General features: G+C 66.0%; 10 protein-coding genes and 1 pseudogene. 8 read left to right on the forward strand and 3 right to left on the reverse strand.

Annotated features, from left to right (window positions below; translation table 11 throughout):
• Nucleotides 1-20 precede the first annotated feature (20 nt).
• The 8 genes from ipdE1 to thpD all read left to right on the forward strand — a co-directional run bounded on the left by ipdE1 (nt 21) and on the right by thpD (nt 7,289).
• A complete protein-coding gene (gene ipdE1, locus ACXMYJ_RS02610; protein WP_460353769.1) occupies nt 21-1,184 on the forward strand; it encodes an acyl-CoA dehydrogenase IpdE1 in 1,164 nt (387 codons plus the stop codon).
• Complete coding sequence (ipdF, locus tag ACXMYJ_RS02615; protein ID WP_460353772.1) at nt 1,181-1,972, forward strand: (5R,7aS)-5-hydroxy-7a-methyl-1-oxo-2,3,5,6,7,7a-hexahydro-1H-indene-carboxyl-CoA reductase; 792 nt, start codon at nt 1,181-1,183, stop codon at nt 1,970-1,972. The genes ipdE1 and ipdF overlap by 4 nt, the downstream gene beginning before the upstream one ends.
• Complete coding sequence (kstR2, locus tag ACXMYJ_RS02620) at nt 1,969-2,595, forward strand: TetR family transcriptional regulator KstR2 (protein WP_260755540.1); 627 nt, start codon at nt 1,969-1,971, stop codon at nt 2,593-2,595. Before ipdF ends, kstR2 begins: the two co-directional genes overlap by 4 nt.
• On the forward strand, nt 2,588-3,748 hold the full coding sequence (fadA6, locus tag ACXMYJ_RS02625) for a steroid 3-ketoacyl-CoA thiolase FadA6 (protein ID WP_260755539.1): 1,161 nt from the start codon (nt 2,588-2,590) through the stop codon (nt 3,746-3,748). Before kstR2 ends, fadA6 begins: the two co-directional genes overlap by 8 nt.
• A gap of 169 nt (nt 3,749-3,917) precedes the next feature.
• Complete coding sequence (gene ectA / locus ACXMYJ_RS02630) at nt 3,918-4,637, forward strand: diaminobutyrate acetyltransferase (protein WP_460353775.1); 720 nt, start codon at nt 3,918-3,920, stop codon at nt 4,635-4,637.
• An 18-nt stretch (nt 4,638-4,655) separates the two neighbouring features.
• The gene (ectB, locus tag ACXMYJ_RS02635) at nt 4,656-5,945 is read left to right on the forward strand and encodes a diaminobutyrate--2-oxoglutarate transaminase (RefSeq protein ID WP_460353778.1); all 1,290 of its coding nucleotides are present in this window, start codon (nt 4,656-4,658) and stop codon (nt 5,943-5,945) included.
• A 40-nt stretch (nt 5,946-5,985) separates the two neighbouring features.
• A complete protein-coding gene (locus ACXMYJ_RS02640) occupies nt 5,986-6,378 on the forward strand; it encodes an ectoine synthase (protein WP_260755536.1) in 393 nt (130 codons plus the stop codon).
• Complete coding sequence (thpD, locus tag ACXMYJ_RS02645; protein WP_460353781.1) at nt 6,375-7,289, forward strand: ectoine hydroxylase; 915 nt, start codon at nt 6,375-6,377, stop codon at nt 7,287-7,289. The genes ACXMYJ_RS02640 and thpD overlap by 4 nt, the downstream gene beginning before the upstream one ends.
• A 66-nt stretch (nt 7,290-7,355) precedes the next feature.
• On the opposite strand, the gene ACXMYJ_RS02650 is transcribed toward thpD, so the two are convergent.
• From ACXMYJ_RS02650 to ACXMYJ_RS02660, 3 genes and pseudogenes are all read right to left on the reverse strand, one after another.
• Nucleotides 7,356-8,468: an NDMA-dependent alcohol dehydrogenase gene (locus ACXMYJ_RS02650; RefSeq protein ID WP_460353783.1), complete on the reverse strand. Its 1,113-nt coding sequence runs from the start codon at nt 8,466-8,468 to the stop codon at nt 7,356-7,358.
• Between the two features lie 67 nt (nt 8,469-8,535).
• A pseudogene (locus ACXMYJ_RS02655) lies at nt 8,536-8,970 on the reverse strand (phospholipase D-like domain-containing protein); the annotation flags it as partial.
• 58 nt (nt 8,971-9,028) lie between these two features.
• A partial coding sequence (locus tag ACXMYJ_RS02660; RefSeq protein ID WP_460353786.1) for a transposase occupies nt 9,029-9,555 on the reverse strand: 527 nt, incomplete at its 5' end.

The following is a 9,555-nucleotide window of genomic DNA, read 5'->3' on the forward strand; positions in this document are numbered from 1 at the left end:
TGGTAGGCTACCCTACAGGGGTGATAGAGGTCCAGGAGTTCAGGGCTGAGGTCCGCGACTGGCTCGCCGAGAATCTGGTCGGTGACTACGCCGCGCTGAAGGGTCTGGGCGGCCCCGGCCGCGAGCATGAGGCCTTCGAGGAGCGGCTGGCGTGGAACCGTCATCTGGCCGCCGCGGGGCTGACCTGTCTGGGGTGGCCTGAAGAGCACGGCGGCCGTGGTCTGTCGGTGGCGCACCGCGTCGCGTTCTACGAGGAGTACGCCAAGGCCAACGCCCCCGACAAGGTCAACCACCTCGGCGAGGAGTTGCTCGGCCCGACACTGATCGCGTACGGCACCCCCGAACAACAGAAGCGATTCCTGCCGAAGATTCTCGACGTCACCGAACTGTGGTCGCAGGGTTACTCCGAGCCGGGCGCCGGCAGCGACCTGGCCAACGTGTCCACCACCGCGGCACTCGACGGCGATCAGTGGGTCATCAATGGACAGAAGGTCTGGACGTCGCTCGCGCACTGGGCTCAGTGGTGCTTCGTGGTGGCCCGCACCGAGAAGGGCTCCAAGCGGCACGCCGGCCTGTCCTATCTGCTGGTTCCGCTGGACCAGCCCGGCGTCGAGATCCGCCCGATCATCCAGCTCACCGGCGACTCCGAGTTCAACGAGGTGTTCTTCGACGACGCCCGCACCGACGCCGACCTCGTGGTGGGCGAGCCCGGCGACGGGTGGAGGGTGGCCATGGGGACACTGACGTTCGAGCGCGGTGTATCCACACTCGGTCAGCAGATCCGTTATGCGCGTGAGCATTCCAACCTCGTCGAGTTGGCCAAGCGCACCGGCGCGGCTGACGACCCACTGATCCGGGAGCGGCTGACCCGGTCGTGGGCGGGTCTGAAGGCGATGCGCTCGTACGCGCTGGCGACCATGGATGTCGAAGGGGCGGCATCGGCCGCCGGAAAAGACTCAGTGTCGAAACTGTTGTGGGCGAACTGGCATCGCGAGCTCGGCGAGATCGCGATGGACGTCCAGGGGGTGGCCGGGCTGACGCTGCCCGACGGCGAGTTCAGCGAATGGCAGCGGCTGTACCTGTTCTCCCGCTCGGACACCATCTACGGCGGATCCAACGAGATTCAGCGCAACATCATCGCCGAGCGGGTGCTCGGACTGCCCCGGGAGGCCAAAGGTTCATGACCGATCTTTCTGTCGCGCCCCCCGAGATCGAGGGCCACGGCCTGCTCAAGGGCAAGGTAGTGTTGGTGACCGCCGCCGCGGGCACCGGCATCGGGTCGACGACGGCGCGGCGCGCACTGCTCGAAGGCGCCGACGTCGTCGTGTCCGACTATCACGAACGCCGGCTGGGGCAGACGCGTGACGAACTCGCCGCGCTCGGGCTGGGCAAGGTCGACTCGGTGGTCTGCGACGTCACCTCCACCGAAGCCGTCGACGCGCTGATCAGCTCCACGGTGGAAAAGGCCGGCCGGCTCGACGTTCTGGTCAACAACGCCGGTCTGGGTGGCCAGACCCCGGTCATCGACATGACCGACGATGAATGGGACCGTGTGCTCAACGTGACGCTGACGTCGGTGATGCGTGCGACGCGCGCCGCGTTGCGCTACTTCCGCGACGCACCGCACGGCGGCGTGATCGTCAACAATGCCAGCGTGCTGGGTTGGCGCGCACAGCATTCCCAGTCCCACTACGCCGCGGCAAAGGCCGGTGTGATGGCCCTGACTCGTTGCAGTGCAATCGAGGCCGTCGAGTACGGGGTGCGCATCAACGCGGTGTCGCCCAGCATCGCCCGGCACAAGTTCCTGGAGAAGACCAGCAGTTCCGAGCTGCTGGACCGGCTCGCCGAGGGTGAGGCGTTCGGCCGCGCCGCCGAGCCGTGGGAGGTCGCGGCCACCATCGCGTTCCTGGCGAGTGACTACTCCAGTTACCTGACCGGCGAGGTGATCTCGGTGTCGAGCCAGCGCGCATGAGCGGTGAACAGGCCCCGCAGGCCAATACCCGTCGCGACGAGCTGCTCGCGCTCGCCGCGACGATGTTCGCCGAGCGCGGCCTGCGCGCCACCACCGTGCGTGACATTGCCGACTCGGCCGGGATCCTGTCGGGCAGCCTCTACCACCACTTCTCGTCCAAGGAGGAGATGGTCGACGAGGTGCTGCGCGGCTTCCTGGACTGGCTGTTCGCGCGCTATCAGCAGATCATCGAAACCGAGTCCAACCCCCTGGAGCGTCTCAAGGGCTTGTTCATGGCGTCGTTCGAGGCCATCGCGACCCGGCATGCCGAGGTGGTGATCTATCAAGACGAGGCGAAACGGTTGTCCTCACACGAGCGGTTCAGCTATGTCGAGGAACGCAACAAAGAGCAGCGCAAAATGTGGGTCGACGTGCTCACCCAGGGTATCGCCGAGGGTTATTTCCGGCCTGACGTCGACGTCGACCTGGTGTACCGGTTCATCCGCGATACCACCTGGGTGTCGGTCCGCTGGTACCAGCCCGGCGGACCGTTGACCGCGCAAGAGGTGGGCCAGCAGTACCTTTCGATCGTTCTCGGCGGGATAACCGCCGGGCCAACAAGCAAGGAGAGCAGCAATGGCTGAGGCGTATGTCATCGACGCTGTACGCACCGCGATCGGCAAGCGCAACGGGTCGCTGGCCGGCATGCATCCGGTCGATCTCGGTGCGGCGGGATGGCGCGGCCTGTTCGCGCGCAACGACGTCGACCCGGCCGCCGTTGACGACGTCGTCGCCGGCTGCGTCGACGCAATCGGCCCGCAGGCCGGCAACATCGCGCGGCTGTCCTGGCTCGCCGCCGGCTACCCGGAAGAAGTGCCCGGTGTGACCGTCGACCGCCAATGTGGTTCCAGCCAGCAGGCGATCTCGTTCGGTGCACAGGCGATCCTGTCGGGCACCGCTGATCTGATCGTCGCCGGCGGAATGCAGAACATGAGCCAGATCCCGATCAGCTCCGCGATGATCGTCGGCGAGCAGTTCGGATTCACTTCTCCGACAAACGAATCCAAGAGCTGGCTGCACCGTTACGGGGACCAGGAGATCTCGCAGTTCCGCGGCGCCGAGATGATCGCCGAGAAGTGGGACATCTCCCGTGAGGACATGGAGCAGTTCGCACTGACCAGCCACCAGCGCGCGCAGGCCGCGATCCGGGCGGGCCACTTCGAGAACGAGATCATCCCGGTCGACGTGGACGGCGGCAGCTTCGCGATCGACGAGGGCCCGCGTGACACCTCGCTGGAGAAGATGGCGGGCCTGAAGACCCTCGTCGACGGGGGACGGCTGACCGCGGCGATGGCGAGCCAGATCTCCGACGGCGCCAGCGCCGTGCTGCTCGCCTCTGAGAAGGCGGTCAAGGAGCACGGCCTCAAACCTCGCGCGCGCATCCACCACATCAGCGCCCGCGGCGCCGATCCCGTGTTCATGCTCACCGGCCCTATCCCGGCCACCCGCTACGCGCTCGACAAGACCGGGCTGTCGATCGACGACATCGACACCGTCGAGATCAACGAGGCGTTCGCGCCGGTCGTACAGGCCTGGCTTAAGGAGACCAAGGCCGACCCGGATAAGGTCAACCCGAACGGTGGCGCGATCGCCCTCGGCCATCCGCTCGGCGCCACGGGCGCAAAGCTTTTCGCCACGATGCTGAACACGCTGGAGCGCACCGGCGGGCGCTACGGCCTGCAGACGATGTGTGAGGGCGGCGGCACCGCGAACGTCACGATCATCGAACGACTCTGAAGATCAGGTAACCGTGGCGCCACGCCGGTAAAGGCGTGCTCGTTCGTCTCGCGCTGTCTTGTGAGATGGATCACCGCGCCGGAGCCAAGGTAACGATTTGATCACAGCTGAGAAGGCGCTGTGAGCTGCTGATGGGCGGAAACGCCGCCGTCAGCGCGCCGCAGCGGGAATGGGATTCCGTATCTGGGCGGCCATCGGAGGCTTGCGCGTCAAACCTTTGCCGGAATACGGTCGGAGCACCGATGACGTAACTGATGACGCACGAAAACTCTGTTCGGTGGTGATCTCAAAAGTGAACATACCTGTGCCGCCTGGCGCAGACCTTGCGCCGCGCACGTGGACAACCGCTGCGAAAAGCGCTGTGGTACGCAGCAATTCATGGGCCCGTTTTCTTCGGCGACCGTCTGATCGGGACGCGATCGCGATGCACGGTCTTGTTGCCGACACCGGCGTGCTCGATGTGAACTCGACGTACACCTATCTGCTGATGGCCACGGACTTTGCCGACACCACGATAGTGGCGGACCGGGACGGCGATCTCTGCGGTTTGATCACCGCCTACTTTCCCCCAGCCCGGCCCGACGTCCTATTCGTTTGGCAGGTCGCCGTCGCCGCTTCCGCGCGCGATACCGGACTGGCCGGCGTCATGCTGGACACCTTGGTCGACAGGGTGCGGCGTGACCGCCATGGTCATCCGGTCACTGTCGAGGCCACCGTGTCACCGGACAACGCGGCCTCGCGGGCCTTCTTCGGCGCATTCGCCAGGCGGCACGGCGTCCGTATCGTCGAACAACCCCACTTCACCTCTGCTCAACTCGATTCCGGCGGAAACCACGAGGACGAGCCACTTCTGCGAATCGGTCCGCTCGCGACACCCCTGGTCGACTGACCACCACCGAAAGGACACATGTCAACTCCAGCCACCATCGTCCGTACCGAAGAACCCGATCTCCCAGCGGTGTACAGCTCCGTCGAATCGGAGGTTCGCAGCTACTGCCGCGGCTGGCCGGCCACCATGGCTACCGCCCAGGGATCGTGGGTGACCGACACCTCCGGTCGCCGCTATCTTGATTTCTTCGCCGGCGCAGGGGCTTTGAACTACGGACACAACAATCCGATCCTCAAGGAGCCGCTGCTCGATTACCTGTCCAGCGACATGATCGTGCACTCGCTGGACATGGCGACCGAAGCCAAGACCCGCTTCCTCGAGACGTTCGAGCGGCTGATCCTGCGGCCGCGCGGACTCGACTACAAAGTGCAGTTCCCGGGACCGACCGGGGCGAACACGGTCGAGGCAGCGCTCAAACTCGCCCGCAAGGTGACCGGCCGCGAGTCGATCATCAGTTTCACCAACGCATTTCACGGAATGACGCTCGGGGCTTTGTCGGTCACCGGCAACTCGATGAAGCGCGCCGGTGCCGGAATCCCACTGGTCCATGCGACGCCGATGCCGTACGACAACTACTTCGGCGGGGTCACGGAGGATTTCCATTGGTTCGAGCGTGTGCTCGACGACTCCGGCAGCGGCCTGAATCGACCGGCTGCCGTCATCGTCGAAACCGTGCAGGGCGAAGGCGGTCTCAACGTGGCGCGGGTGGAGTGGCTGCGCGGGCTGGCCGAGTTGTGTCAGCGTCGTGAGATCCTGCTCATCGTCGACGACGTCCAGATGGGGTGCGGGCGGACAGGTCCGTTCTTCAGCTTCGAAGAGGCCGGTATCGTCCCCGATATCGTCACGCTGTCGAAGTCGATCAGCGGTTATGGACTGCCGATGGCGCTGACCCTGTTCCGCCGCGAACTCGACGTATGGGCTCCCGGTGAGCACAACGGGACCTTCCGGGGCCACAACCCGGCTTTCGTCACCGCCGCCAAAGCGCTCGAAACCTACTGGGAGACCGAAACGTTCGTCGAGGACACACTGGCCAAAGGTCAGCGGGTTCGAGAGCGGCTCGACGGTATCGCCGCGAGCCACCCGGGCATCAGTGCCCGTGGGCGCGGGTTGGCCCAGGGGCTGAAGTTCGAGGATGCGGCGTTGGCGGGTGCGGCGTGCGCCGCCGCGTTCGAGCGGGGCCTGCTGATGGAGACCAGCGGTCCGTCCGACGAGGTGATCAAGCTACTACCCCCGCTGACGACATCCGAAGAGGAGCTGGACACAGGCATCGACATCCTCGCCGAGTCGATCGCGGTGACCGTCGCCTGAACGACCGCCGAACCATCTACAGGAAGGAGCGTGCAGACCGTTGATCGTCCGCACCACTGACGAGATCACCGGGACGAATCGCGATGTGGCAGCCAAGCATTGGCGGTCCAAGCGGATCATCCTGGCCGACGACGGCGTCGGGTTCTCGTTTCACGAGACCACCATCGACGCGAACTCGGTGAGCGAGTTCCACTATCAGCACCATGTGGAGGCCGTCTGGGTCGTGGAGGGCACAGGCACGCTCACCGATCATGAGACCGGCGAGGTGTATCCCTTGCGGCCCGGCACCATGTATCTGCTCAACGGTCATGAGCGGCACCGGGTCACCTGTGAGACCACGATGCGCATGCTATGTGTGTTCAACCCGCCCGTCACCGGCCAGGAGGTCCACGACGAGAACGGCGCCTACCCCCCGGCGGTGCGGGCGAGTTGAGTTCCGAGCATCCCTCGCAGAGCGCAGACCGGTACCCCACCCGGCTCGATGAGCAGATCGACCCGATCACGCGCGCGGAGCCGACGGTCTGGGGTACATCGGCCCACGGCCCGCTCGCCGAATCCGATCTGCAGTCCATGGCGCGCAACGGCTATCTGGTGCGGTCCGACACCGTGGAGGCGGCCTGGCTGCCGGCGTTGACCGCAGAACTCGACCGCGTTGCGGCGACATCGGACGGGCAGGACCCACGGATCATCCGCGAGCCCGGTGGCAGCATCCGGTCGGTGTTCCAGCCGCACCTGTTCAGCGACCTGATCGGCGAGGTCGTCACCCTCGACACCGTGCTTCCCGTCGCCCGTCAGCTACTGGGTAGCGACGTCTATCTGCATCAGGCGCGCATCAACATGATGCCCGGCTTCACCGGCACCGGCTTCTACTGGCACTCCGATTTCGAGACCTGGCACGCCGAGGACGGCATGCCCGAGATGCGTGCGGTCTCATGCTCGATCGCGCTGACGCAGAACTTTCCATACAACGGCTCGTTGATGGTGATGCCCGGGTCACACCGGGTGTTCTACCCCTGCGTCGGTGCCACACCCCGCGACAATCACGCGTCGTCACTGGTCAAGCAGGAGATCGGCGTACCGAGCCGCGCCACCTTGACCGCAGCGGCCGATCGGCACGGCATCGAGCAGGTCACCGGGCCCGCGGGAACCGCGCTGTGGTTCGACTGCAACATCATGCACGGGTCGGGTTCGAACATCACGCCGTACCCAAGGTCGAACATCTTTCTGGTGTTCAACTCGGTGCAGAACCGGCTGGTGGCGCCGTACCGGGCCGAGACCCCGCGTCCGGAGTATCTGGCGGCTCGCACGAGCCACCCATTCAGCACCCCTGCCCTCGCCGGCTGACGCCGAAATCGCATTCCACGCGCCGTTTTTCGCGAAATCCGCGCGTGGAATGCGATTTCGGCGGGCTCAGTGGTCGTGCAGGATCACGCCGCGGATGTTGCGTCCGGAGCGCATGTCCTCGTAGCCCTCGTTGACCTCGGCCAGCTTGTACTCGTGGGTGACGGTCTCGTCCAGCAGCAACTTGCCCTCGCGGTACAGCGACAGCAGCCGCGGGATGTCGGCGCGCGGGTTGGCCTCGCCGTAGAGGCTGCCGAGCAGCCGCTTCTGGAACAGCGTGAACATCATCATGCCCAGCGTCGGCTGATTGTCGGCCATCGTCGACAGCGCCGTCATCACCACGGCCCCGCCCTTGCGGATGATGTTGGCAGCCTCCTCGAGCATCGAGCCCTCCAGCAGACCGACGGTCAGGATCGCCGAGTCGGCCATCACCCCGCGGGTGAGCTCGGCGACCAACGCGGTAGCCTCTTCCATCGAGGTCACGAAATGTGTGGCACCGAACCGGAATGCCAAGTCCCGCTTCGATTCCACCGGTTCGACGACGACGATCTTCTCGGCGCCGGCCAGCCGGGCGCCCTGGATCGCGCCGCTGCCGATGCCGCCCAGCCCGATGACGACGACGGTGTCGCCGGGGGAGACGTCGGCGGTGTTGACCGCCGAACCCCAGCCGGTGGTGACGCCGCAGCCGAGCAGGCACGCCCGCGACAGCGGCAGGTCGTCGTCGATCTTGACGATGGACGCCTCCGGCACGGTCCCATACTGGGAGAACGTGCCGACGAGCGCCATCACGCCGACGTCCTGTCCGCCGATGTGGCGGCGGTAGGTGCCGTCGAGCTGGGTGCCGGCCATGATCATCGCGCCGAGGTCGCACAGGTTCTGATGGCCGGTCGAGCAGAACCGGCACCGCCCACAGGCGGGCAGGAACGACGCCACGACGTGGTCGCCCGGCGCGAGACCGACGACGCCCGGACCGACCTCGCGGACGATGCCCGCACCCTCGTGGCCGCCGATCAGGGGCAGCGGGGCGGGCAGATCGCCGGTGCGGATGTGTTCGTCGGAATGGCACAGACCGGTGGCCTCCCAGGACACCAGCACCTCACCGTCACCCGGCGGATCGAGGTCGATTTCCTCGACCGTCCAGTCTCCGCCGTACTCCCACAGAATCGCCGCGTTGGTCTTCATGCGGCCGAGTCTAGGAAGCTCGCATCCAGCGCACGGCGGAATCGCTGGACGCGTGTCAAATGTGTGATCACCACCGGCCCCGGACGCGGTCGCGGTAGTTCCGCCCGTCCGGGTCGTAGAACATCCGGTAGGCCGGTCCCGCCCACAGCCGGGTCAACCGGCTCAGCCGCTCGGGCCGGTGCGGACGCAGCCGGCCCGCCGGGCGCGGACCCTGCCGCCCGGCCCTGTGCCAGTCTTCGAGTGCCTCAGCCGAGGCGATGATCTCCGCGACAGCGGTCTGTGGATCGGCCAGCCCGCCGTCCTGGCTACCGTCCTCGGCACGGTCGAGGTGCTCACGCAGCAACCGCAGCCGCAGATCCCGCGCGAACACGCCGTCGTCGTCCAGCACCGCGCACGACAGCTCGCTGTCATGGGTCCAGGACCGGCGGTTGAAGTTGTCGCTGCCGACACTGGCCCACACGTCGTCCACCACGCATACCTTCGCATGTACGTAGACAGGTGTAGGTCAAGTCCATGGGCGTGGTGTACGACGCTGTCGTGTGATTCTTCGAGTTAATGGTTCAGGCGGTCAGTGCCGCGGGGGTGGCCTCCTGTTCGGTCGGGGTGTCGTTGACGGCGCGTGATTTGCTGAGGACGTCGAGGCCGAGGTAGCGCCGGGATTCAGCCCATTCGTCGTGTTGTTCGGCCAGCACGGCCCCCACGAGGCGGATCAGAGCGTTGCGGTCGGGGAAGATGCCCACGACGTCGGTGCGGCGGCGGATCTCTTTGTTGAGCCGTTCCTGGGGATTGTTGCTCCAGATCTGGCGCCAGATCTGCTTGGGGAACGCGGTGAACGCCAACAGGTCCGGTCGGGCCGCTTCGAGGTGATCGGCCACCTTGGGCAGCTTGTCGGCGAGCGCGTCGATAATCCGGTCGTATTGTGCAGCAACGGATTCCGCGTCAGGTTGATCGAACACCGAGTGCAGCAGCGTGCGTACCCAGGGCCAGGACGCCTTCGGTGTGACGCTCATCAGATTCGTCGTGTAGTGCGTGCGGCAGCGCTGCCAGGCCGCACCGGGCAGAGTGGCTCCGATCGCGGCCACCAGCC

The organism is Mycobacterium sp. ZZG (genome assembly GCF_054786995.1).

Coding starts and splice junctions, on each gene's coding strand:
- ipdF (WP_460353772.1), top strand. CDS start 1,181: ATGACCGATCTTTCTGTCGCGCCCCCCGAGATCGAGGGCCACGGCCTG.
- kstR2 (WP_260755540.1), top strand. CDS start 1,969: ATGAGCGGTGAACAGGCCCCGCAGGCCAATACCCGTCGCGACGAGCTG.
- fadA6 (WP_260755539.1), top strand. CDS start 2,588: ATGGCTGAGGCGTATGTCATCGACGCTGTACGCACCGCGATCGGCAAG.
- ectA (WP_460353775.1), top strand. CDS start 3,918: ATGGGATTCCGTATCTGGGCGGCCATCGGAGGCTTGCGCGTCAAACCT.
- ectB (WP_460353778.1), top strand. CDS start 4,656: ATGTCAACTCCAGCCACCATCGTCCGTACCGAAGAACCCGATCTCCCA.
- ACXMYJ_RS02650 (WP_460353783.1), bottom strand. CDS start 8,468: ATGAAGACCAACGCGGCGATTCTGTGGGAGTACGGCGGAGACTGGACG.